This window comes from Methanogenium organophilum (assembly GCF_026684035.1).
Classification (GTDB): domain Archaea; phylum Halobacteriota; class Methanomicrobia; order Methanomicrobiales; family Methanomicrobiaceae; genus Methanogenium; species Methanogenium organophilum.
Genome location: NZ_CP113361.1, coordinates 955,166 through 980,418, shown reverse-complemented (window position 1 = coordinate 980,418; position 25,253 = coordinate 955,166). Strand labels below are relative to the sequence as shown.

Genomic DNA, 25,253 nt, shown 5'->3' with positions numbered 1-25,253 from the left:
CCATGGCGCTGAAAGATGTGAAACCAACACGGTCCGAGCTTATTAACCTCAAGAGAAGGGTCAAGCTCTCGGAGCGTGGATATAACATCCTTAAAATGAAGCGCGACGGGCTGATCCTTGAGTTCTTCAAGGTGCTGGAAGAGGCGAAGGGAAGCCGGGACGCTGTCGGCGATAAGTACGAGCGTGCCCAGCAGATGATCGCCCTTGCAAACACTATTGAGGGAGCAATCGGGGTCAAAGCGGCGGCAATGTCTGTCCGCGAGAAACCCCAGCTCACCTTGAAACAGAAGAACATCATGGGCGTTGTGGTCCCTGAGATCGAGTCGTCCAAGGTCCAGAAGAACCTTGCCGAGCGCGGCTATGGCGTGCTCGGGACATCCGCAGTCATTGATGAGACTGCGAGTGCCTTTGAGGAACTGGTCGACGAGATCATTCGGGCCGCTGAGATTGAGACGACGATGAAGCGTCTCTTAAACGAAATCGAGAGCACGAAACGCCGTGTCAACGCACTTGAGTTCAAGGTTATTCCGGAGCTCAAGGAAGCCTCTGCATTCATCAAAATGCGGCTTGACGAAATGGAACGGGACGAACTCGTTCGCCTGAAGAAGATCAAGGCGAAGAGTAAGGCCTGATTCTCTTTTTTTTGATTATTCAATTGGCAAGATATATCGGGTGGGAAATGAATCTCTCACTGTATGGCTGATAATAGAATATCGCTGCTTGTCTTGTCATTGCTTTTTCTTGGGATTGTTGTTTCAACGGGCTGTGGGTGTACTGAAATAGGCTCTGAGGGGGATCAGGCAGGAAATACTGTGTCGGGTGAACCTGTCACGGCTCAATCGACTGATCAGACAATAGCTCAACCTACCTCGGTCGTCCTCGCTAAAAATGAAAATGCCATTGTTACCGGTGTTGTCGGGGAAGTATCAGCATTGGATGGTTCCGGGGATGTATATGGCATGTATGACAGTAACGATGAGGGGAATGTCTCGATTATTGTATGTATATTTAGACTCTCCATCGGAAAAGAACCCGTAGATTTCCGTTCTGTTCAGTGCACGCTTAGTACATCAGATTCTGTTGAAGTGCTGGATTATTCAGCAGCATCTGTCTATTCAGAATTAATGATATCTCCAGGAGAATGGACTGCATTTGATACGCATGCCCCTGATACCGGTCACGATGATCTGCTTCTTGAAGATGGCGACAGGTTTATCGTATACGTGAAGCCTCCCCATCCCCTGACCCCGGATACCGAATTCAAACTTGAACTCAGTCCATCAACAGGGTTGCCGTTCGAAATACAGGGGATCGTCCCGATGCCTTCAGATCAATAGATAAATATGGTCAGTCTCCCGTATCTGTTTGATCTGTTGCCGGTATCCGGATTTAGTGTCCGGGGTATCGGATTATAAATCAAATTTTTTCAACGTGTGTGCATATGACGCTGGATCAGGAATCTGGCCTGATGAAATGGAACGGGAAGTTTGTTCTCCTGAAGAAGATCAAGGCGAAGAGTAAGGCCTGATTTTCTTTTTTTTAATTCATTATTTAATTAGCAAGATATATCAGGTGAGAAATGGATTTTTCATTGTATGATTATTAAACCAAGGTTGCCGCCTTATATACTGGTGATTTTAGTTGTAATCGTTTTTTTGTGTAGCTATAGTTATTTAGAGACCGGTACTGAGTTACATCAGTTCGGAAATAATCGTACCGGGGCTTTAATTGTCGAGCATAAATACGTATTCGAATTATTTGAATCGAAATATGATGCCAGGATATGGGTTAATGGTTCTGATGTTTTCACCGTTGAGGGAGCCCGAGGACCTGATTTAGATAGGTATTTAATCCGGTATTTGAATCCGTATGTGAATCCGTATGAAAACGGAACTGTACAGCCTGATGCAGAATTCGGTAACAGCACAATCTGATACAAAATCGAATATAGGAAAGGGGCGGCTTATGCGAAAGGTGATCTGCAATAATCCAATCCGAAACCCGGTGGGGATGCGTTTGGTATGGATATATATGGTGGTTCAATTCGGAAATTCCTGTTGTTGTAAGAATAATCTGATCTTTTTTGGATTTCCTATCCTGATTCAGTCAAATCTTCGAGATGCAATTTTGTTACATCTTTGATATTTTCAATGGCTTCTTCATAGGTGTCACCCTGAGCATAACACCCTTGAAGTGCGGGCACATGAGCATAATAGCCGTCTTCGTCTTTTTCAACGATGACACTGAACTGAGTCATTGGTAGTTGGTATCTGCATTTTTTAGATGATAAGGTTTCAGTATATCTCTTTGACGAGTCTGCATTCTTGGCGTGCTCGGCACCTCCGCAGTCATTGATGAGACCGCGAGTGCCTTCGAGGAACTGGTCGACGAGATCATCCGGGCGGCTGGGATTGAGACGACGATGAAGCGTCTCTTAAACGAAATCGAGAGCACGAAACGCCGTGTCAACGCACTTCTGGTTCACGGTTATCCCGGAGCTCAAGGAGGCCTCTGCATTCATCAAAATGTGGCCCCGCGAAATGGAACGGGACGAAAACGTTTGCCTGAAGAAGATCAAGGCGAAGAGTAAGGCCTGATTTCTTTTTTTTTGATTGTATTACTTTCACCCTGCGACGGGAAGGATATTAACTGAAGGTTGCTATTTTATCGATCATGGGATATGGTCAGGTAATTTGGAATTGGCTGGAAGGGTTGTTGTCTTCTCTGTTTTCAGAGGTTTTGGATCAAATCACCGGCGTCTTTGATGATCTGCATTTTTCCCTGATTGAATCATTATTTGAGAATATTGTATCGGGGAATTCTGATCTTCAAGAAATATTTGAATTACTGCATGGATTAATTGCATTTACTCAGGCTTTGGGCGATTTTGCAGGTTCATTGGTATATCTGGGTTTTGCCATAGTCATTATAAAAATGCTAAAAACTGTATTTTCAATTATATGAGGCGTGAAATGGCAACAAAAATTGAATTTGGTCTGTCCCTGGAAGGGGATAACGCACGTGCATTCCATGAATACATGGAGAATCCTGATGATACCGAAGCCGGTCGTGAGCTCATCAGGGAAGCATTGCGGTTAGTGAAGAGCGAGCCGAATTCCCGTTAATTTTGGTTGTTTAATCGGGAATAACAATTGTCGTGAGAAATATCTGACTTGATTTTTGGATTGACTCGTAGCTGGCTGATTGACAATGATGGTTTTATTCATCCCACTTTCGTTGGAATATAATTTGCCACTCTTTTTTTATAATTAAGAATGACAACTACATTGTAGTGTTAACTCAAATGAATATCATCTAACTTGTGATACAGGTAGTGAGAATTTGACAATGATTACTGATCAGAATAATTTTGGGTTAAATCCGATTGAATGGTCAGGATATACACAAAATCAAGATTGTAATATCCATCAAATCTCACCTTACATTGGTAAGATTAAACCAGCTTTTGCAAAAAAATTGGTTCAAACCTTCTCGAAACCAAAGGATACGATTTTGGATCCGTTTTCAGGATCTGGAACTATCCCTTTAGAAAGCTGGATTTTGGGCAGAAATGTTGTTTCTTGTGATATAAATCCATACGCCTATACATTAACATGTGCAAAATTGCATCCATATAAATCACTTGAAGAGGCTTTAGAAAAAACATGGGATTATTTATCGTCGATGAAAATACTCTCAAATAATACTTCGTTATCTAATATTCCTGATTGGGTGAAAGATTTCTATCATCCAGACACACTGAAGGAATGCATCGCCTTTAACACGTTATTGCGAACATCAAATGAATATTTTATAAGGGCGAATCTTCTTGGCATTATCCATCATCAACGACCTGGGTTCCTTTCTTACCCTGCAAGTCATATGGTTCCATATCTGCGTACAAAAAAATTTCCAAAAGATCAATTCCCTGAATTATATGAATATAGGGATCTTGAATCAAGGATTATTAAGAAAATTGTTCGATCATATCGTAAATTTCCCGAACTGGATTTTTCATTAAATAGAGCTTGTTTATTAGAATCTGCTCAAAAAATTAACTTGGAAGATGAATCTATCGATGCCGTGATAACAAGCCCCCCATATATGAACGCATTAGATTATGCACGAGATAATCGTCTAAGATTATGGTTTTTAGGTATTAGTCAATTTAAAGAAATCGATCAATCCAATCCACGAAATATTGGAGAATTTAAAATTTTAATGAAGGATGCTCTGAGTAATCTTTATCCAGCAATTAAAAAAAATGGATATTTTGTATTTGTTGTTGGGAATGTGAAAAGGACGAAGCATTCATACAGCACTGCACAAGCGTTAGTAGAAGTAACAGATCAAATTGGAAACTTGGAAATTTGTGATGCCGTTGAAGATATAGTTCCAGACATTCGTAGGGTTCGGAAGGAATGTAATTGTACAAAAAAAGAATGGATTGTGGTAATTCGGAAGGTAAGATGATGATATTAAAAATTCCTATGAATCTATTCTAAGGAGTAAGAATTGTGGAGTACATTATTTGTAAAGAAATAGACTGTGGAAAAATGGGTTGCACATAAAAAAATAAAAAGAGAGCTGTTGTTGGAATATTCCGTTACTTATTGTGATATTTGGGATTTTTGAGTGGATCCGCTCATGTGATAATGAGGATTCAATTAGAAAGACTCATATGTGGAAATAATCATAATTGAAAATAGTGGTATAAATAAGTAATCATAAAAATTAAAAATATTGCTCATTGTTCTCTTTGGATAATTATTTTCAGAATATCAAAGAACACTTCAAAGTGGAGATGGTCAAAAAATTAAAAGGTGAAAAATGATGACAAATGAGTGGCATCCCTTAAAAAATGAATATGTGGGGGTAGAAATTGATGGATATACCCTTGAAAGTGAGATTCGAAGAGAATTGTTAGGAGTTGTATATAGGGCATATAACAAAACTGAAAATATTTACGTACTGTGTAAATTGATCCCCAAAGACTTATTAAAAAACGATTGTAATTCCAAAATAAAAATAAATGCCCGAAAATTAGAAGGAATCTCTCAAATATTATATTATAATGATCCAATAGAAATAAAGTTAGAAAATAAATCTATAATTTGTGTATTTTCTCAATACCTTGAAGGCAAATCTCTTTTGGAATATGTCAGTGGCAATAATAAAAATATTACGATACCATTTATAAAATTGTTTGCTGACCAGATGTTACAATTATTTGTTGCAATAGAAAAAATTGGGATAAATAGTCATGGTTTCTTGAATGGAAACAATATTTTAATATTACATGATCCATTTACGATTAATCCGGATATTCCCACACTTAAAGTAACTGATTTTGATTTTAAATTGGGACACCTAGATAATTTAGTCTTAAAGGATGATTATAGCCAATTTGCCTTGATTTGCCAATCGCTACTTGAAGTTATTGACTACTCCATATTGGATGGGAAAGACAGATATTTTTATGATGTCTTTATTGAGGATTTTCTCACAAAAAAAGTATTAGAAACAGATCCTACTGTTGAAGGTGACTATGTCCGGAAACCTTTGAAATTACTTTCACTTCTTTACCATATTCCTGAAAAATATAAAGAAAAAAATATCTCAACGATGCAAAAACTTACGGATCCTTTTGATTATTTAAGGTGCGAAGATATTGGTGATTCTTTTGAACTTTTGCAGTTATTATATTCAAAAAATTTCCCAATCTATTCATCTCTTCTTTCAAAAAATAATACCGTTTTGACTGGTCCGAGGGGTTGTGGAAAAACAACAATATTTAGAAATATTAGCCTAAAAACACAAATTTTAGGAAATAAAGTGAAAAAATTAGATGATTTTTCAGATGATTATATCGGTATTTATTACCATTGCAATGATTTATATTTTGCATTTCCATATTTGAATGGTTATATTGCAGATGATGAAAGAAGGGGTATTATTCATTATTTTAATTTATCAATTTTTTCTGAGATTTTAGATCTACTTAATGTCGCAAAGGATATTGAGGGATTTGAATTAGATCAAAATACAATATATACATTGCAAAAATTGTTCTCGAAATATGTTTCTTCATATACAGTCCCTCCCTGCGGAACAAATGTAATTGAACATTTAATCGCCTTTGTTTTAGGAGAAAAAGTAATATTAAGACAATGGTTTGGTGATAATAAAAATAACCAACCAGATCTATTACCAATGGATTTTTTAAAAAATGTATGTAAACTTTTACAGAATGAAATCCATTGGATGAAGGGGCGGGTTATTTATTTCTTTTTAGATGATTATTCTTCACCCAGCATTTCAATAGATTTGCAAGAAACATTGCATGATTTCATCTTTTTCCCAAGCGCAGGCTCAGAATATTTCTTTAAAGTGTCAACAGAGAGTTTCATATCTTTCCATCCATATAACTCAAAAAAGAAATTATTGGAAGAAGGTCGAGAGTATCTGACAGTTGATTTTGGAGATATATTCCTTGGTAATGAGGAAGCTGGAAAAGATTTCTTATATGAAGTTGTTAATAACCGATTAAAAAATTCTGAGATCCACGAGAAATATCACAATATTGAACAGATATTAGGAGATAGCCCTCTGAAAATATATGTCCATATGGCAGAACAAATTAGAGAAGGAAAACATGAAATTTATTCTGGGCATCAAGTAATTATGGGATTATGCTCGGGTGATGTTGCTCAAATTTTATCGCTAATTAAACGTATTTTTGAATCAAATGGGGGATTAAAAGCTTTTATGACTCCAGATGTTAAATTGCCAATCGATGCAGCAAAACAAAATAAAGTAGTTAAAGAAATGGGTAATGAATTTTTAGATAAAATTGAAATGGTTCCAGATATTGGGCAAGATTTAAGAGAAGTTACTGAGGCCTTTGGTAATGTTGCACATTGGTACTTAGTTCATAAGGATTCTAAAAATCAAACAAAAAGCCCTCCTTGGCAAGCATATAGAATAGAGATGCGTGAACGTCCTACCCTAGACGAAAAGTCTCAAAAAATATATGATGGGCTTTTACGTTACTCGATTTTTATTAAGGATTCTAGGGGGAAAAGCCAACGGGGTGTTGTTGCGCCGAGGCTCTATTTGAGAAAATTGTTGATTCCCACATTTAGATTATCACCGTCTAAAAGAGATAATATTGGCCTCGATACTGAAGAATTAAATCTTTTGTTAAATAATCCAAGTGAGTTTGAATCATATATGGAAAGTGATAGATGCAAAAAAGGGATTGGCAGTAATAAGTTGAGTAAATATCTATGACTGAATTTGGAGAAATTTCTGAACAAGCTAGTCGATATTTCGATGAGGTTTTACCATCAATAAATGAATTAAGAACCAGCAATATTCCTACGGATGCTATTTTTATTGGAGCTGCAGGTTTTGAAGATAGAGGTTTTGCATTTCTCAATAAAATGGCATTAAGGAATAAAAAATTTGCATATGTTTTTGGCATTAAATATGAACCATATAACCCCAAAAATCGAGAGACTGAATTTGGTGATTTGGCCAATACACTCACAATAAATAAAATGGAATGGTTGAATTATAATAGAGTAAACCCTGATACATTTTATAGTGAATTTAATAAAATTCAAAAAGTGATCAATAGCACAAATGATATAATAATCGATGTTAGTAGTTTTTCAAAGTTTTTAATCATCTTTCTTTTAAATTTACTATCGAATTTTCAAGGAAATATTCATATTATTTACTCCGAAGCTGAAATTTATCACCCGACCCAAGAAAAATTTCTAAGTGAAAAAGAAAATCATAACTATCCATTACCTCTTCCGACTTTCCTAACCAAGGACATTTATAAATTGGTTTGTATAAACGAATTGTCTAGTATTACTATGGCAGGCAGTCCTCTATTGATGATCGCTTTTCCAACATTTAATCATCAAGAATTAGGGGCATTGTTGAATGAAATGAATCCTCAATACTTAATTGAAATTGAGGGTGTCCCGCACAATAGTGTGAATGAATGGCGATCGGATGCTATTCGCTGGGTTAATGAAAGAATTGAGAAATCATTAATTGGCAATATTAAACACATACATCATAAAGAGGCAAGAACTTTTGAGTATATTGAATTAGTAAAAATATTGGAGGGTATTTATAATGACTATAAGTATTCACACAAGTGTGTAATATCCCCTACGGGAAGTAAATTGCAGACAATTGGAGTTTTTGTTTTTAATCGAATGCATCCAGAAATTCAATTAGTATATCCAATTGTTAAAAAATTTGCGGAGGACTATTCTGAAGGGTATACGAAGATCTGGCATTTGGAATTCTGCAATTATTCTGATTTTGTAAAAAAACTTGAAAAATATAATAAATATCAGGTAACCCAATTAAAACAAAAAATAGAAAAAGACAACTCAGAACTAATTCATATTCTTCATTTATCAGATATCCATCTTGGAACAAAAAGTGATTCTCGAAAATATTCTGTTCAACTTGTGACTGATTTACTAAATAATCTTAAAATTCAAAAAATTGATTTTTTAATTATTTCAGGGGATATTGGTACATATTCGACTCAAGAAGAATATGAGGCAGCCATTTTTTTAATAGAAGAATTGATGGAAATAATTGATCTGAACCGCAAACAGATTATCGTTGTTCCTGGTAACCATGATCTAAATTGGGGTATTTCGGAAAAAGCGTATAAATATACCAAATATGAGAGTTGCCCCCCTAATTTAGAACGGGGTTCATTCATTCCTGGGGATAGCAATGGAGTTTTATTAAAAGATGAAAACTGTTACAAGAATAGATTTGATAATTTTAGCAACCATTTCCATTTTCCAATTTATGATACGTATTACCCTCTGGAATATATTGATCAAGGTGTTATAAGCACATTTCCGGATAATAATATTCTTTTCCTGGCTCTTAATTCATCTTGGAATATTGATCATTATGAACCACATAGAAATAGATCACATGTAAACACGGATGCATTATCAAAGGCCATCTCTCAAATTATTGGTCCAAAATATGATGGTTGGCTGAAAATTGGAGTATTGCATCATCCTCTTACAGGCAGGGAGATGATTGAAAATGAAGAGATTCAAGAACTATTAGCAGATAACGGTTTCAAAATTTGTTTACATGGGCATATTCATAAAGCAAGTTATAATTTTCGCAATCGGGGTAATAGAAATATTACTTTTATTGGTGCTGGGACATTTGGTGCTCCTGTTAAAGAACAAATCCCTGGCATACCTCTTCAATATAATTTATTAAGATATGATCCAACTTTACAATGTATTACTGTAGAAACTCGAAAAAAAGAAGAACCGGATGGGGCTTGGTCAGCTGATTCACGTTGGGGTGATATTAACAATCCAGATCCTCGATATTATATCCACTTAGATGATTAAATATCCCTTAATTATATCATTAATTCTTCGATTTACAATAAGCCCTGGCAGGATCGTGATGTCGAAATATGGTATCTGTTTGCAAACACCTATCAACAATTTCGTCTTGGGAGTTATCTAGGTTATATTTCAAGAGATCACGCCGTTCACAAATTAGGGGATGATGACAAGCATGAAGGGTAATAAAATGGGCTTGGTTTTTCGGTGAATTATGTGTGTAAAAATAAAAATCATCACACGAAAAAAGAATGAGAACTTCAGTCCTCATCCCCTTGGTATCTCTCATTATTGGGGTTCAACTGGTCCGCATGTTTATCCATCGCCGCATGGTATGTTTCGTTGTTTGGATTCATGGACCGTTATCATTTGGGCTGCGTCCACCACCTTCGCCTCTTCCCATAGATTTTCACCACCATACTACCGTTATCCTTATCTCTCTGTGTCGAAAGAAACCCCTGTTCCTGTTTAATGCCCTTTCCCGAATCGTTCCATTCTCTCTTTTGAGATGCGTCCTCCTGCGTCCCCAATAATTTCTACCTCTCCTCCAACCCCATCCCATCTCCCCGGTAAAGTCAGACTTATATTACCCAAGGTAATACCTTCATATGCCAGCCGCCACCGGGGAACCGGCTGGCAGAAGGGCGTGCAAACACACAAACACGCACGCAGGTGACAACACCACCACAGACTTCTGACTTCTCACTCAGGCCCCGCTGCTATCACACTCATACTCTGTGAATAGTGGACACTGTCTGTCTCGAACAGAGGAGATGAAAATTATGAACGAAACCGAAAACGAAACCAAAATTGAAACAGAAACCACAAGAACCGAAACAGAATCCGGGCCAAAACCCGAAACCGGCAGCCCCACCACACAACCCTGCGCCAACATTGTGTCTGAAGGAACCGAAACCGAAACAACCGCCATCCCCCACGCCCTCTCCCTCCTCTTCCCCTCAGGCTCCGTCGTCGAACTCCGTGCCCTGGGGGACGGCGGGGTGAAGAGCGGCTACTTCACGGACTTTGAAATGCTTGCGGACCGTGCACGGACGCTGGACGCATTCTCTGATGTGACCGGGGTGTATGTCACCCTGAACGCGGTGGACCCGGCGCTGTACACATGATGGAGGTCAATGCGATATATATCCCAATAGCTTTTATTATATTGACTTCTTTTTCAGTATATTTATTAAGGCAAATTGTTGAAGTATTGCCGGCACTTACAGAAATATTTCTTGATATCTGACGATTATCTGGCAGATTTACTTCTACTTTATGAAACCCTGCTGTTATGTTTTCAAGAGTTGCAGGAGTTTTTCCTGTATCCTTTCCGTCAAGCTTAACAGATACTCCATCAGGTATTGAGTTTACTATGATTTTTCCGGTTCTATTTGTTTCAGAATCAGATGCATTCTCAGTCACACATTTCCCCCATTTCATGGAAACATTTTTTTGTAATATGTCTGATGCGCAATAATTGTTGCTGTAGCCGGGCAATTGCTGATGGTGCACCCGCAAATGATGCAGTCCTTGGCGAAAAAAATTACCATTCTTGTTAAGCCATCGAATTCATAGAATTCAAACGAGGAATTCAATATTGAGATCCGTCCTCTTCTGTGGCATCATTTGCTCTGAAAAGAAGCGTTCCTTCAAGGATAAATAGTGTGAATCTCCTGTATTTGGATTTCAAATCACCTCTTCATGGTGTCCTTATGAATTCAGTTCATTACAACCTATATTCCCGCCCACCTCGTTATGAGTGAGCGGGAATATAGGATATATCTGACGAATACGGTCAACATCTTCCATTGTTTTCACCTCCGAGATTATGTTGTTGCAGGCAGTTTCACTTGCTGCCAGTGTTACCGAGGTGGATCATTTTTTAGTGAGCGTTTTCGCGAAAAGTGGATCTATTTTTAATGAGCGTTTACAAAACCTCTGAGGTGGTTAACCGAGGTTTGTTTTTTGTGGATTTTTAAACTGGCACACTTGGGGATTTTTAAGGCAGCAGTGACAAATAGTCCCTGATTTAGGAAATTTGTGTGATGGATGTTCGAAAAAAGGGGATAAAAGTAATCATCAAATATTAAAAAATAAACTTGAACTACATTATTAGATCTGCCGTTGCGCTATTTATTATTCGTTTTAAATTTTCAGAAGAAGGTTCTTCATATATTTTTAGTTCCCTAATAAATTTTTGATAATTTTTCTTTGTATAATTAAATGAATTCACTCCTTCAATCCCTTTTTCTTCAAATATTTCACTTACAATTTCAGAAACATCATGTACTGAAAAGGGGAATAGTGAAGTAGTCCAATTTTCTAATATGAATTTCTTTTCTTCATCGTTAGATATTTGCATAACGCAATCTAATATTGCTAAAAAAAACTGAGATGATTCATCTAAAATTGAATTTAAAGATAATTTCCAATCATTTTCTGTAATTGGTAAATCATTTCCACATTGATTTTGAAACCATTCGTATGTTTTTCTCTTGGTACTCCGGTTATTCTTATTTTCCTTAAGTATATCATGCTGAAAAAATGTTCTTAATGTTTGAATTGTTTTAATATGGCTCCTTAAGTTTATGTCTGGAGAAATACCATAGATATCAGTTTTTTCAAGTAAATATTTCAAATTTTCCTGACTTTTTTTATTATCAATGTATTTTAAATATAAACCGCTAATAACGTGGAAAAAAGCACCTTCAAAACATGTAAAGTTGATACATTTAAGATTTTCGGGATAAACAATCAGCATTTCATCATCAAAAAAACTATTGCCTTTTTTGTTTATTTCATCAACAATACTATTTATTGAAGAGATTTTAGCATATGTCTTAGAAAACATATTTCAACTTTACCTTAATTATGTTTTAATTCGTAGTGACGAACTGGATCTGCAACAGGACTTATGAAATTAAATGCAATATGGAATGGTTCCATCTGATCTCCTTCATTTAAAGAGGATTCTCTGAAATCACGTGGGAAAAATATAATATCTTTCCGGGTTTCGTCAACCTGAATTAATCCCTTATTATCTTCAGAAACTGACTTAATTCTCCCATTATATAATTTTGGACTGCCATCCTCTGTACTTGCTAAATAGTACCGAATAATGCGGCGACCTCCACCTCCTCCATATTCAAAATCTAGGTGTGCAATTGATTTAAACGCATTTCTTGAAGTCTCATATTTTTTTAGGTGAAAATTTACTATTCCATAGATATACATCAAAGAGGCATTGTCTCTCAGTTTACTCAGTTGATGTAGATCCTCCAAAATACCTAGGCAATAGGACCAATCGTCATCTGAAAAAGGTAAGGTTTGCCTTTCATTTTCTTTATTAAAGATAGGTCGAGTTGTTTTCATTATCCACCAGCTCTTTAATAGTTGAAATAAACATCCACTATCTTCTTTGATAAAACTTCTATTTTTTTCTAAAAACTGACAATTTTCTTTAAATTTTTCTACTTCATTGTCTGTATATTGTGATTTTTTATTCGAGATTTCTGAAGTATTTTCAAATACTCGCCATAAATATCCAATTCTAGAGCCATTATCCCTTAATTTATCGAAAAGATCTTTTGATAATTCTTCCTCACCCATTAACTTAAACAAACTCATTTTTCTCGTAATGATTCTCTCATTTATTCCAAAAGCACTGGTTTCACCTACCTCAATTACATTAAGTGCCTGAGTCAACATTTTAGTTTTTTCAATTTCAGGCAACGAAGAATTCTTAATAATGTTTATTGTACTCCAACCATAAACATCAAGCGCATGTTCATCATTTGTTGATTTATTAAGAATTTTATCGAGATCAGAAAATAATGATTTGTATTCATTAGAAATATCAAATTCAATATTATTTTGTAAACAGTGAATAATTTTGGTAGATTTTATTGAAGCTAATTCAACTGTCATCTGTTCAATTAGATTATTTTTACTTTGAGAGCTCCTGGTTCTTCCAAGATTAAAGATTGCATTAGTTAGCAATTCAATAGAATTATTTAATATTTTTTCTGTATCTTCTGGGAGGTCAAAACCAGATTGTGATTTTGTCCGTATATATTCCCTTGAAAGATTTGCCTCTTGTAAAATTAGGCTAGGGATTATAATTGATTTCTCTTTTCTTAATTCTGCCAATTTTTGTGATATTTTATAATAATATTCTTTGTATCTTTCTTTTTCGGGGCCATTAGGCCCTAAATTTTTTACAAGTTCTAAAATAAATTTTAATTCAATATCTTCATCTGAAATATGAGATAGACCATAATTGATAATGTGGACACTGTCCATTAATTTTAGACAATATCCTACTTCATTTTCTGGCCCTCCAAAATCCCAGTTGCAAATAATTTTTGCTTCAAGGGTATGCCTTGGTGAAATAAATAAATTGCCATCATTCTCTTCAATAACAACAAAAAGGTCCTCATTTTCAAGTATTTCTAGCAATTCATAGTAACCATTTGATTTTATTGTTCTCTGAATTAAATCAAATGGTACTTTTTGCCCTAATCTTCCAGGGACCATAACATAATGAAAAAGTGTTGTAAATACATCTGAAGAATTAAAATAATTAATTTTCTCATCCTCTATATAGTCATCGGGTAATGAAAAACCGGCCTCAACAAGTTTTGACTTAAAAATACTTGTTCCAAATGTAATTTTTTTCCTTGCTGTAGCTAATCGAATATTTGATTTAGCTCTATCAGTTTCTGAGACAATACCTAGATGAATATTACTTCTCGATGGTGGTAAAAGACGATATAGATAAACCAAAAAATTATCGCTAGATAATTTTCCGCGATTGGTTTTAAGGATTTTACTGAAATCAGGATAAATAGTTGAAAAATGTAATATGAGATTATTAATTTCACATTCAGTTAATATCACAGGTGCTTCAATGGGAATACATTCATTGTTGGATGAATATTTGTATTCCTTTTCTTCTTCTAAATGATATGAACTTCCAACAAAAACAGTTTTTTTTCCCCGATTGCTTAGAATATTAAATTGTTTTTGATATACATTTGGCTGAAACATTCCATCCCATACAACCAATAATTTATTTGCACCTATTTTTTGTGTCCATTCACAAAAATCCTCAATGCCAGACCGAATAGTTGCAAAATCTGTTTGAATGCCATTCCTAATGAATAAAACAGGATGTTTTAGCTTGCTAACATTAAATGCTAAATGTTGTAATGCAATTGTCTTTCCGCTACCTGTTTGACCGTGAAGAATTATTGGGCATTCGTCAATTGATTTTTTTTTCAGACACGACAATACTAAACTTTGTAATTCTTTTTCATAATCCCTCTCAAATGGATAATTTCTAATATATCCCGACCATATTGGAAAATTCGATGAACTTGCAATAAATTGCTGAAATTCTATCTCATTCTCAAGTTTTGTAATTTGCTTTGTTTCAAAAAATAAACTGCAATCAATTATTTCTGCAAATTGTGAAATTGTCTTCCATAAATTTGAGGGTACGTTTATTGTATTTTCGCCAATATCTATATAAATTTGACTTAATTCTTCACTGGGAATATTTTCTAAGCTAACTTTACCAAGTTTCTCTCCTTCTTTTAGTACGTGATAGAGCGGTTCATCAAAAACAATAATTTTTCCTTCTCGAATCTCTTTAGAAAAGATTTCTTTGATGCTATCTGTGGCACTAAACAAAAAAGTTTGTCCCTTGATTAACTTTTTTATTATCAATCGCAATTGTTTTGGCTTAAGCCAGTCATTGTCTGGATCATAAGTATCTATTACTAAAGTTCCAAGGGGAGTAATGGTTTGACGAATTCGTGATAAAAGAGGATATGCTTCATCTTCTAATCTGCTCTCGTAGTCTTCTTCATTAAAAGGGGGAATTTCATTTTCTGATGTATCGACGATTGAGCCAAATAAGTATGTACAATGCAATTTTCTTCGATTAGTTTGATCACTTGGATTATTATTTGTTGATGAAATTCTAGGTACAGTCCTCCAATCATTTTGGAATGCTCTTGATATTGTTTCATCTATTGTTGATGTATAAATACTACTCCAATCGAACTTTGCAACAAATTCCATCCAATGTGGGATTGCTATTTTTTGGGAGAGGTTATGCATCCATGCCATTTCATTGTCTGTAATTTCTATAGACAAAGAATCGAAAATCGAATAGTATGTTGGCTGATCGGGTAATTGACCTTTTCCGTACTTCCGTAATATTTCAAGTAGGTATGGATCTTCTCCGGTTTGTATTTTTAAATGGTTTTGACCGATAAAAAGTAAAGCTGGCCCCTTACTTATCGAATCAAAAAACTTCTTCTTTTGGTTAATAACAATTCCTCCCTATTCAACTTATTTATTAAACGAATCTTAAGCTAAACAATTATGTAAATCTATTCAAATTAGTCCAAATGGATATGCACATTAACTTTTCATTAGACTGTCATACATTAAGTATTACCCCCCCTCCAAAATTCACCATTCAGACATCCTCTGAATGAGCTTCTTTTCGTTATTCCCCGCAGCCATTGCCACCCCTACTAAAAGTACATTAATAGCAACGAATTTTTTCACAGATACGGCAGAATACCGGTGCAAATGTCGTAATGAGAACGCATCTTTTGCCAATTTGAACAGATCTTCAATGAGCGATCGTACAGCAGGAAATTCGTGCCACCGTTCTCTCAGATCCATCATTTTGTGAACAAGCTTCTGATACATTGTCTGTATTTTCCGATATTCATGACTTGAAAAAATATTGAGGGGATAGTTCATTTTCCTCATCACTTTATTGATATCAAACTTTTTCTTTGGGAAGATTACCGGCACGATTCGATAATCCCGTATGCCGTTCACGTAGTTCTCATAGGAATAGTATCCCCGGTCAAATACGACAACATCTCCTGTTTGGATTATTCTCCGCCGTTTAAGTTCGTCCATAATATCATTGAAAAGACGGGAATCATGTGGTGATCCAGGATGAATGAGAAAAGCCAGAGGAACAAGTGAAGGATATTCAATGGCCAGAGTCAGCTTGAAACCGGGATAATATCCAGCTGTATTTGAGAATCCCCATTTTTAATCATTTTTCTCAAGTTCTTTCTTAGTGAGACGTTTTTTAAAGAGTTTGATATCAAGGGTAATCGCAGAACCGTCGATGATGATTGTTTTCTCTTTCCGTTTCCGGGAAGGTCTGCTTAGGTTCCGGATGAGGCCGTTGATCATAGCAATGAAATGATCCTCATCGGTCCTACTGAAAAAACGATAGACATCATCTGCTTCCGGAATAACCTCTACGCGGAGGAATAATTGTAATTCTCGCCGTTTTCTGAGTTCTCCGATGACATAGGTTACTTCAACAGAGAAAAACATTGAAAGGATCAGGATTCGCAGCATTGAGTCGGCATTATTGACAGGTGTTATTCCCTGTTTTGCCATTTCCTGTTTAGCTCGACGGGAAGTTGTGGCACCAATGATCTGTTCCAGGAGCAACCATTTTGAGTCAGTACGATCCACTATCAAAGGGGATTTCATTTGATTCACCAAATATGACATCCCCTTCCTGTACGATCAATTTTGCGGTCAAAATTCTCTCTGATTCTGGAATGTAATAATCTGGTGGTGTACTTTTAGAAGGGGGGAATTGATCGACAATGAGATTTCCGGTTGAAGTATGGTTTTGGCGTATTTGAACAGGGGAAAATGGAGGGGGCTATTAAATTACTTCCAAAAATAATCTGCAAATGGGAAAATCATAGCACGCCACACATCTCACTCACAATAATCCTGCTTTCCATAAAATCATATTTTGTAAAATGAACACACGAAAATAGTATTTTTTACCAATCTCCTGATTGAGATCATGATGAAAATATGACAAAAATCAGATGAGAACTTCAATCCTCATCTTCTTCCTCATCCCCCTGGTATCGTTCATTGTTGGGGTTCAATTGGTCTGAACGATTATCCCTTGCAGCATCGTATGCAGGGTTGTTCGGATTCATTGAATCGGACCGGTCATCATTCGGGCTGCGTCCGCCGCCTCTGCCTTTTCCCATAGATTTTCACCTCCCGTGTGTTTGGGGCTGAATATACCGGGAGGGTATATCAAAGTTCACCTGAAGAATTCGCGGAGTTAATTCCTCTTACTTCCCTCTTTTATTGAAAGAATTGGAACTTCCCATCCCCGGTTAAGTCAGACTTATATTACCCGAAGTAATACGTTCATATGCCAGCCGCCACCGGGGAACCGGCTGACAGAAGTGCGTACATGTGTGCATGTGCACAGGTGTGCGATACCACCACTGACTTCTCCCTCAGGCCCCGCTGCTATCACACTCATACTCTGTGAATAGTGGACACTCTCTGTCTCGAACAGAGGAGATGAAAATTATGAACGAAAATGTGAACGAAAACGAAACCAAAACAAAAAAATCAGAACCTAAATCCGGGCCGGAACCTGAAACCGGCAGCCCCACCACACGACCCTGCGCCACCATTGTGTCTGATGGAACCGAAACTGTAACCGGAACCGCCGCCGGGCCCGACCCGGCCACTTCCAACCTGCACTCTTCCATCCCCCACGCCCTCTCCCTCCTCTTCCCCTCAGGCTCCGTCGTCGAACTCCGTGCCCTGGGGGACGGCGGGGTGAAGAGCGGCTACTTCACGGACTTTGAAATGCTTGCGGACCGTGCACGGACGCTGGACGCATTCTCTGATGTGACCGGGGTGTATGTCACCCTGAACACGGTGGACCCGGCGCTCCTCTCGCGGCGGGCGAACCGGGTGAAGCACCGTTTGTCTCGCAGTGATGCGACGACCGCGGATGCGGACATCATACGCCGCCGGTGGCTCCCCATCGACCTCGACCCGGTCCGTCCCTCGGGCGTCTCCGCGACCGATGCGGAGCATGCGGCGGCCCTCCGGCGTGCGGAAGAGATCGCCGCCTGGCTCGCGAAACAGGGCTTCCCGGACCCGGTGCGGGCCGATTCGGGGAACGGCGCCCACCTGCTCTATCGGATTGACCTCCCGAACGATGATGATGCCACCCGGCTCGTGAAGGGCTGTCTCGGTGTCCTCGACGGGTTCTTCTCGGACGATGCCGTCCACTGCGACACGGCGAACTTCAACGCCGGGCGGATATGGAAGCTCTACGGCACCACCGCCTGCAAGGGCGACAGCACGCCGGAGCGGCCTCACCGTATGGCCCGCATTTTGTCTGTCCCGGAAGAGGGTGAGGTTGGGGTTGTCGCGGAGGGCGACCTTCGCCGCCTCGCAGACCTCCTCCCCACGGCACCTCCCGCAGAGGACCGGGGCCGCAGGCGGAGTTCCCTTGAGCTCCGCTGGTGGCTGGACTACCACAACATCCCGGTCGCCGCCGAAAAACCGTGGCACGGGGGGACGCTCTTCTCGCTCGCCCGCTGCCCCTTCTCTTCGGCACACACCGACGGGGCGTTTGCCATCCAGTTTTCGAACGGTGCGGTTTTCGCCGGGTGCCATCACGACTCCTGCGGCGGCGGGACGCAGCGGTGGCCGGAACTCCGGGCGATGTATGAGCGGGAGAGAGATACCGGGAGAGATGCTAGGAGAGATGCCGGGAGAGCGGGCGGGAAGCAGACCGCCGGACGGCCACAGGCGGAGACGGAGGTCGCCGCCGGGGAAGGAGGTACCCCGGATGGCCCCTCCCCTGCACCGCCGGGAGCCGCCCCGCCGGTCTCACCTCCCGCGGAGACGCCTGCCGAGGGCCAGGAGCACCGGAAACGGGCCCTCGAACTCCTCACGACGGGCGACCCGCTTTCCTTCCTCCTCGACGTCTTCCACCGTGAACACGTCGGCGACCGGACGGTGGCTGAATGCCTCATCATGTCCGTTGCCTCCCAGTCCGTCGAGAACACCTCCGGCCTGCACGTCGCCATCTCCGGGAACTCCGGCAAGGGAAAGACCCATGCCTGCAATACGATGGTCCGGCTGCTCCCGGAGGAATACCGGCTGACAGGCACGGTATCTGACAAGGCACTCTTCTATTACGATGACCTCCGGGCGGGGACCGTCCTCCTCTTCGATGATGTCACCCTCTCCGACGACATGCAGGAACTCCTGAAGTCCGCGACCGCGAACTTCCGGCAGCCCATCGTTCACCGGACCCTCTCCCGTGAACGCCAGCTGAAGGTCTGCACCATCCCCGAGCGCTGTGTCTGGTGGCTCGCAAAAGTCGAGGCAATCGGCGACGACCAGGTGATGAACCGGATGCTCACCGTCTGGATTGACGATTCAGCCACACAGGACCTCGCGGTTCTTGAACACCTGAAGGAGTCTGAAACAGGCGTTTCCCCCTCGTTTGATGACGATGCGGACATCCCGGTCTGCCGGGCAGTCTGGGAGGTCCTCAAGGGTGCGGTGCGCCGGGTAAAAATCCCCTATGCAAAACGGATCTGTTTCTCTGCGACACACAACCGGCGCAACCCGGCGATGCTCTTTGACCTCATCAAGTGCCACGCCCTGATGCACTTCCTCCAGCGGGAGACGGATGCGGACGGGACACTCATCGCAACAGATGAGGACTTCCGCTATGCAGAGCAGCTCTATGGTTCAATTAACGGGAGCGCCGGCGGACAGGAGACGAAGCTGACCAAAAACGAAGCGGCCGCACTTGCCTCTATCGCAGCGATGGACCTGGAGGTCTTCACAACCCGGACGCTTCAGGACGCCCTTGGCTTCTCCTATAAACAGGCGTACCGCCTGCTCCATGGATACACCAACACGAAGGCAAGCTATGCCGGTATCCTTGACAAGTGCCCTGCAATAAGCCTCATTTCAGCATCGGTGGCTGAAGACCTCTATGGAATTGATATCCGCCGGCACAAACATTTCTTCTCCTTTGACCGTGTCATGTATCAGACATGGGCGGCCCGGTCAGATGTCTGGCTAAAACCCGATGATGGGGATGACAGTGCAGATGATAACAGGCATACCGGAGGTGACAGTGACCCGGAGAGTTCCACTCTTCCACCCGTGTTCCACTCACATCCGCCAAAAAGTGGAACTCTGAATACTGCGCATACTGACAATCGTTTCGATAAAGAGGAGAGTAATAGAGATATATGTACAGATAGTACAGGAGTCTTCCACTCATTTCCGGTATCATTCAGCGATCCGGGTTCCGGTACGGAGGGGGATGGGGGTATCTCTGATCCGGGAGAAAGTGGAACACAAACGGTTTCTACGCCTGTTCGTCCACGAAATTCAGGTTCATCATCAGAAACGGCTCAAAACGAGTGGAAGACAAAGTGGAACACCGGGGAAACGTGTGGAAGACAGGGACCAAAAACCGGCCGCACCCCTCCTCTCCCCGGCATCCTTGACCACCGGGACTTTTGCCGTTCGTCTGTCTCTCTCGGGCGCTGCACCATCTGCGGCGAAGGACCTGCAGTCTACCAGTCAAAAGCACAGCGGGCGAGTATCTGTGAAACGTGCTATGCACGGCTTGTCCGGGAGTGGAACAGGGGAGAGGGGGTGCAATAAGAAATGATTTTTTCAACGGTTTATGTCAGGTCTGTTTGACATACAGCGAAACATACCGGAGAGTGTAAAGTGCACTTGACATAGATGGGGATCACCACTTGTATCGGGAGGTTTGAAGCTACAGAATTCCCCGGTCTTCGGGTGGCTGTTGGGACGGCCGTGAGCTCCCGAAAAGAAAAGATTCAGGATGGTATCCGCACAAACACCGCATCCATCCACGGCTCATCGAGCATCGCAACGTGCAGGCGTTCAATCGCCCCCCCGCTCTCGTCCGCAATAAATTCCACCGCAGTCCTGCTCTCCGTTTCGACGAAGGTGTCGCCGTCATACGGGGCGAGGACAAAGGGTTCCGTCAGGTGTCCTGCATAGAGGAGGAGTCCGTCTCCCGTATCATTCGTCTCCACCCGGACGGTGCCGAAGTAGTCCTGGGTGTATGATCCGGTGTAGGCATCAAGCGGCCGGGCCGGTGCTGCGTCTGCGCCCGCAGGGGCGGAGGGGAGCACGTCGAAGGGGCTTATTTGTGATGCTCCCGGCTGCATCGCAGCGTTGATTGCCGCCTCTGCTTCTGCATACCCGTCTGTCTGGATTGCTCCCGTGAAGTAGAGATCATCCCATGCGCTGATGACACCCTTTTTCAGGATGAATCCGCCGGGGAAACCGTTTGTCAGGACAACGATTCCCATATTCTCGTCGGGCCAGAGCGTGACGTAGGTAGAGACACCGCTGGTGAGGTCGCCGCCGTGTTCGACCCGGACCCTCCCGTCCTCTGCGATGAACTCCCACCCGAGGGCATACATATCGATGCTGTCATTCCCGAACCTCTTGATGTTCTGGGGGCTGTGGGTCTCCTGCAGGGCACGGGCGTCTATCACCTGCACCCCGTCGATACTCCCCCCGCCCAACTGGAGCCGAAGGTACCGGGTCATGTCGGTGATGGTCGAACTCACCCCTCCGGCCGCCGTGTTCACATCGTCGTTGAAGAACGGTCCGGGGGTTGGGGTCCCGTTCGTCACGGGATAGGTATCGACCCGGTCCGCTGCGGTCTCAAAATCGATGAACCGGGCGCTCGTGTTCGTCATGCCTGCGGGGATGAAGATCCTCTCCGCGATCAAATCCTCCCATTGTGTTCCCGTCTTTGCCGCGGCCGCCTCAGCAGCAGAGGTGATGCCGATATTCGAATAGCCGTAGGATGAGCGGAACTCCCCTGTGAGCGGCACATACCGGAGCTGGTGAATGATCTCTGAGCGGTTGAACCCGAGATGCTGGAGGTCATCGCCGCCATATTCCGGGAGGCCTGTCCGGTGGGAGAGAAGGTCGCGGATGGTGACCTGTTCGGAGACCCAGGGGTCCGAGAGTTGGAACGCGGGATTGAGGGATGTGACCTCATCATCCCAGGAGAGTTCCCCCTCCCCGACGAGCGACGCAATCGTTGCCGAGGTGAACGACTTCGAAACGGACGCCAGCTGGAACCGGGTATGCGGGGTAACCGGCTCGCGGGTCGTGATGTTTTTCACACCGAAACAGCGGAGATATATCACCGCGTCATCCTTCACCACCGCAACGGCCATTCCCGGAACACCGCTTTTTTCAAAGATCTGTTCGGAATAGGCATCGAAGTCTTCGATGACCGGACCAATATCCCCCGCATCGGTCTCTCCGGCGGGGACGTTTGCATTCGGTGCAGTATATGCCGGGTTCTGCGCAGAATCCACGCATCCTGAGAGAAGGATGAGGCAAAAGAGACATACAAGGGTGATTACAGCAGGGAATCGTGGGAACATTGGATAAACTCCTTTCTATGTTCATTGTGGCATTCCCGGCATTTCTCTATTGCGCTCCCCCGCTCCCTGCCGGATGAACCGGAGACACAAAAACGGGAGTATTTTCCGGGAGGATTCCTGCACGCCACCCGGATGTCCGGCGGGATTCCCATGAAACGATCCCCTCCCTGTCTCACCGGCGGGAGGTGCCGGCATGGCCCCCCTGATTCCTTCACTGTGGAACAGGTTCACTGCGGTGCCGGTGCAACCACACAAGAAGCCCCGCGAGCACCAGCGGATAGAACAGATCTATATACATCACCGCTCCCGCGTTGTTCGGGGCGAAGTTGCCGTTTGCGACCATCTCGTAGACATGCCCGAGGCCCGCACCGATGAGAAAGATCCCGGTGCCGATGATGGTCGCGGTCCAGTAGCCTTCGCTCTTAAACTTCAGGCAGAGGAGACCGACGATTCCCATCGCAACGTCCCACATCCCCACCTCGCGCTGGAACGGGCTCCCCGGGGGCCAGCCGATGGATTCTGCGACCTAGTCGGGAATGACGAGGTGGCCGAACCCCGAGTAGGCCATGTTCAGGCCGAGACCGATGGCAATCTGCCACATCAGAACGGTCTCCAGCCGCTTCACCCCCTCGTGGCCCTTCACCCGGATATGGATGAGGGCGATTACGGCACCGAGGAGCGGGAAGACGAGCGGCCAGAGATATGCGACGAGGTCCATGACGAAGGATGGGGTGGAATGGGTAATAGGGAAATTGATACGGGACCGGCGAATGATGTGTGACCGGAGAATATCCGGGATTCTGCTCCCGACTCCGCTCTCCCCTCCTCTGTTGTCGTGACTTCGTTCGGGCACCGGTGGCGGATGCATATACAGCATTCGATCCGGCCATGCGGGACGCCATCCCGGAATACTCCCGCCGTCCTGAAGACCTATCAATCATCGACGGCAATAGTCATACGGACATATCGATCACCATGAGCCGGAAAGAAGAACCGGAAGAACGCTTCCGGAGACATTGCGAGGATAACTATGGACTCCGGGATTATTAAGAAAACAGCCGCCGGACTCGGTGCGGATCTCTGCGGGATTGCGCCGGTCGGGAGATTCCGGGAGGCCCCCAAAGGGTTTCACCCCCATGATATATTCAGCCGGACCCGGTCGGTCCTGGTGTATGCCAGGAGAATTCCCACGACCGTTCTGGATGCGGAAAGCTGCATTCCGTACACAACGGTGAACAACATCCTGATGCAGGAGACGGACAGGCTCGGGCTGGCCCTCTCGCTCGCCCTCGAAGATCTGGGCATACCAAATGTCATCGTTCCATCCGATGACCCGTTTGAATCGTGGGACCCCAAAACCTGTCACGGGAACGGTGTCCTTTCCCTTCGTCATGCAGGATACCTTGCGGGACTGGGTCGCCTGGGAAAGAACAATCTTCTCATCAACGACAGGTTCGGAAACATGATCTACCTCGGCGCCCTTCTTCTCGCAGCGGAGGTGACTCCCGACCCAATCGCCACCTATGAAGCCTGTCCGGAAAAATGCAATCTCTGCCTGAAACGCTGCCCGGTCTCTGCTCTCGACGGGAGGACGGTTGATCAAAAACGGTGCAGGCCACTCTCCAACTACAAAACGGAGATGGGATTTGTCCTCCAGAAATGTTGGGAATGCAGGAAGGCCTGTCCGAATGCCACTGGCATTCGCCGGAACGTCAGGGAGTAGTCGGTCGTATCCGGGCCGCCACCCGGGACCGTTTGGAACGGCTGAAAAACCATCCCCGTGAATCGTTTGATGCCGTGATAACAAGGCTTCTCGGTACCACGATAGATGAGGAACCCCTCAGTTAAGAGACGCTCGCGACCATCGAGCGGTCCCTGAAGGAATACCGGGAGGGAATCTACTATACTCATGAAGAGATCTTTCGCGAACTCGGTGTGGCAGAAGACCCGGGAACGTCAGAGATCGTCGATGTATCGGATAATCCCCGGAATTTCGCGAGTCCCGCCACGATTCCCAGAGGGGGAAGAGCACCGGAACCTGTGCAAACCCAGAGTCGGATGCCTGATGCACTACCGGCTGATATACTCTTCATCTGCACGTCATTCGCTCAAACGGCTCCCCCGGGAGATTATGCTGAAATTTATCAACGCATTCCATACACTGGCGGATGTCGAGAATCCACGAATCTCTCTGAAAGAACTCAGGGGCCCGGATAATCCCCCGTTCTATTCCCTTCGCATCGGGCAGTACCGGGCGGTGATGTCCATCGTCGACGATGAGATGGTCATCCATGTGATTGAAGTCGGGCACCGGAGGCACCTATACCGGAAGTGTTGAAAGAATGCGCCACCACAGCACCACCGCCAGACCCTCACATTGGTATGGGGAATAATCCGGCCTTTCCATGTGATAATTCATCAAATGGGAACGATTTGCCCTATATTAAGCCGTTTCAGAAATATTTGACGGAGGTATTGAATTGTACGCCGGATATCGGGTTTATACTCTCGTTTTGCC

21 protein-coding genes and 3 pseudogenes are annotated in these 25,253 nt (G+C 42.8%); 14 read left to right on the top strand and 10 right to left on the bottom strand.

Annotation, left to right across the window (positions count from 1 at the left end; genetic code table 11):
• Nucleotides 1–2: 2 nt before the first annotated feature.
• From OU421_RS05040 to OU421_RS05030, 3 genes are all read left to right on the top strand, one after another.
• Nucleotides 3–632, top strand: coding sequence for a V-type ATP synthase subunit D (locus tag OU421_RS05040; RefSeq protein WP_268187516.1), 630 nt, complete (start codon nucleotides 3–5; stop codon nucleotides 630–632).
• Between the two features lie 63 nt (nucleotides 633–695).
• The gene (locus tag OU421_RS05035) at nucleotides 696–1,337 is read left to right on the top strand and encodes a hypothetical protein (RefSeq protein ID WP_268187515.1); all 642 of its coding nucleotides are present in this window, start codon (nucleotides 696–698) and stop codon (nucleotides 1,335–1,337) included.
• Nucleotides 1,338–1,595: 258 nt separating this feature from the next.
• Nucleotides 1,596–1,934, top strand: coding sequence for a hypothetical protein (locus tag OU421_RS05030; protein ID WP_268187514.1), 339 nt, complete (start codon nucleotides 1,596–1,598; stop codon nucleotides 1,932–1,934).
• A gap of 158 nt (nucleotides 1,935–2,092) precedes the next feature.
• Here OU421_RS05030 and OU421_RS05025 read toward each other — a convergent pair whose 3' ends face one another.
• On the bottom strand, nucleotides 2,093–2,257 hold the full coding sequence (locus OU421_RS05025) for a type II toxin-antitoxin system HicB family antitoxin (RefSeq protein ID WP_268187513.1): 165 nt from the start codon (nucleotides 2,255–2,257) through the stop codon (nucleotides 2,093–2,095).
• A gap of 69 nt (nucleotides 2,258–2,326) precedes the next feature.
• Here OU421_RS05025 and OU421_RS05020 point away from each other — a divergent pair.
• From OU421_RS05020 to OU421_RS04990, 7 genes and pseudogenes are all read left to right on the top strand, one after another.
• Nucleotides 2,327–2,597, top strand: a pseudogene (locus tag OU421_RS05020) (V-type ATP synthase subunit D); the annotation flags it as partial.
• 76 nt (nucleotides 2,598–2,673) lie between these two features.
• Complete coding sequence (locus tag OU421_RS05015; protein ID WP_268187512.1) at nucleotides 2,674–2,964, top strand: hypothetical protein; 291 nt, start codon at nucleotides 2,674–2,676, stop codon at nucleotides 2,962–2,964.
• A gap of 8 nt (nucleotides 2,965–2,972) precedes the next feature.
• Complete coding sequence (locus tag OU421_RS05010) at nucleotides 2,973–3,125, top strand: hypothetical protein (protein WP_268187511.1); 153 nt, start codon at nucleotides 2,973–2,975, stop codon at nucleotides 3,123–3,125.
• 223 nt (nucleotides 3,126–3,348) lie between these two features.
• On the top strand, nucleotides 3,349–4,473 hold the full coding sequence (locus tag OU421_RS05005) for a DNA methyltransferase (protein WP_268187510.1): 1,125 nt from the start codon (nucleotides 3,349–3,351) through the stop codon (nucleotides 4,471–4,473).
• 357 nt (nucleotides 4,474–4,830) lie between these two features.
• Entirely contained in the window at nucleotides 4,831–7,293 is a 2,463-nt protein-coding gene (locus tag OU421_RS05000) for an ORC-CDC6 family AAA ATPase (protein WP_268187509.1), read from the top strand.
• Nucleotides 7,290–9,425: a metallophosphoesterase family protein gene (locus tag OU421_RS04995; protein WP_268187508.1), complete on the top strand. Its 2,136-nt coding sequence runs from the start codon at nucleotides 7,290–7,292 to the stop codon at nucleotides 9,423–9,425. Before OU421_RS05000 ends, OU421_RS04995 begins: the two co-directional genes overlap by 4 nt.
• 779 nt (nucleotides 9,426–10,204) lie before the next feature.
• Nucleotides 10,205–10,549, top strand: coding sequence for a hypothetical protein (locus tag OU421_RS04990; protein ID WP_268187507.1), 345 nt, complete (start codon nucleotides 10,205–10,207; stop codon nucleotides 10,547–10,549).
• Here OU421_RS04990 and OU421_RS04985 read toward each other — a convergent pair.
• The 6 genes and pseudogenes from OU421_RS04985 to OU421_RS04960 form a co-directional block, all read right to left on the bottom strand.
• Nucleotides 10,512–10,847, bottom strand: coding sequence for a PEGA domain-containing protein (locus OU421_RS04985; RefSeq protein WP_268187506.1), 336 nt, complete (start codon nucleotides 10,845–10,847; stop codon nucleotides 10,512–10,514). The two genes, OU421_RS04990 and OU421_RS04985, sit on opposite strands and share 38 nt — an antisense overlap.
• Before the next feature lie 682 nt (nucleotides 10,848–11,529).
• On the bottom strand, nucleotides 11,530–12,276 hold the full coding sequence (locus tag OU421_RS04980) for a hypothetical protein (RefSeq protein WP_268187505.1): 747 nt from the start codon (nucleotides 12,274–12,276) through the stop codon (nucleotides 11,530–11,532).
• Nucleotides 12,277–12,290: 14 nt separating this feature from the next.
• The gene (locus OU421_RS04975; protein ID WP_268187504.1) at nucleotides 12,291–15,560 is read right to left on the bottom strand and encodes a hypothetical protein; all 3,270 of its coding nucleotides are present in this window, start codon (nucleotides 15,558–15,560) and stop codon (nucleotides 12,291–12,293) included.
• 348 nt (nucleotides 15,561–15,908) lie between these two features.
• Nucleotides 15,909–16,499: pseudogene (locus OU421_RS04970) on the bottom strand (transposase); the annotation flags it as partial.
• Between the two features lie 12 nt (nucleotides 16,500–16,511).
• Nucleotides 16,512–16,871 carry a hypothetical protein gene (locus OU421_RS04965; RefSeq protein ID WP_268187503.1) on the bottom strand — a complete coding sequence of 120 codons (360 nt, stop codon included), beginning with the start codon at nucleotides 16,869–16,871 and terminating at the stop codon, nucleotides 16,512–16,514.
• A gap of 458 nt (nucleotides 16,872–17,329) precedes the next feature.
• A complete protein-coding gene (locus OU421_RS04960) occupies nucleotides 17,330–17,491 on the bottom strand; it encodes a hypothetical protein (protein ID WP_268187502.1) in 162 nt (53 codons plus the stop codon).
• A gap of 505 nt (nucleotides 17,492–17,996) precedes the next feature.
• Between OU421_RS04960 and OU421_RS04955 the strand changes: the two genes are divergently transcribed.
• Complete coding sequence (locus tag OU421_RS04955) at nucleotides 17,997–20,954, top strand: hypothetical protein (protein ID WP_407659796.1); 2,958 nt, start codon at nucleotides 17,997–17,999, stop codon at nucleotides 20,952–20,954.
• 182 nt (nucleotides 20,955–21,136) lie between these two features.
• Here OU421_RS04955 and OU421_RS04950 read toward each other — a convergent pair whose 3' ends face one another.
• The 3 genes and pseudogenes from OU421_RS04950 to OU421_RS13060 form a co-directional block, all read right to left on the bottom strand.
• The gene (locus OU421_RS04950; RefSeq protein WP_268187500.1) at nucleotides 21,137–22,735 is read right to left on the bottom strand and encodes a serine hydrolase; all 1,599 of its coding nucleotides are present in this window, start codon (nucleotides 22,733–22,735) and stop codon (nucleotides 21,137–21,139) included.
• The gene (locus OU421_RS04945) at nucleotides 22,711–22,887 is read right to left on the bottom strand and encodes a hypothetical protein (RefSeq protein ID WP_268187499.1); all 177 of its coding nucleotides are present in this window, start codon (nucleotides 22,885–22,887) and stop codon (nucleotides 22,711–22,713) included. The genes OU421_RS04950 and OU421_RS04945 overlap by 25 nt, the downstream gene beginning before the upstream one ends.
• A 59-nt stretch (nucleotides 22,888–22,946) precedes the next feature.
• Nucleotides 22,947–23,453: pseudogene (locus tag OU421_RS13060) on the bottom strand (DUF6790 family protein).
• Between the two features lie 170 nt (nucleotides 23,454–23,623).
• Between OU421_RS13060 and OU421_RS04930 the strand changes: the two are divergent.
• From OU421_RS04930 to OU421_RS13010, 3 genes are all read left to right on the top strand, one after another.
• The gene (locus OU421_RS04930; RefSeq protein WP_268187496.1) at nucleotides 23,624–23,785 is read left to right on the top strand and encodes a hypothetical protein; all 162 of its coding nucleotides are present in this window, start codon (nucleotides 23,624–23,626) and stop codon (nucleotides 23,783–23,785) included.
• Nucleotides 23,766–24,458 (top strand): epoxyqueuosine reductase, encoded by a 693-nt coding sequence (locus OU421_RS04925; RefSeq protein ID WP_268187495.1) that lies wholly within the window; start codon nucleotides 23,766–23,768, stop codon nucleotides 24,456–24,458. Before OU421_RS04930 ends, OU421_RS04925 begins: the two co-directional genes overlap by 20 nt.
• A gap of 186 nt (nucleotides 24,459–24,644) precedes the next feature.
• Nucleotides 24,645–25,073: a type II toxin-antitoxin system RelE family toxin gene (locus tag OU421_RS13010; protein ID WP_326493525.1), complete on the top strand. Its 429-nt coding sequence runs from the start codon at nucleotides 24,645–24,647 to the stop codon at nucleotides 25,071–25,073.
• Nucleotides 25,074–25,253 lie beyond the last annotated feature (180 nt).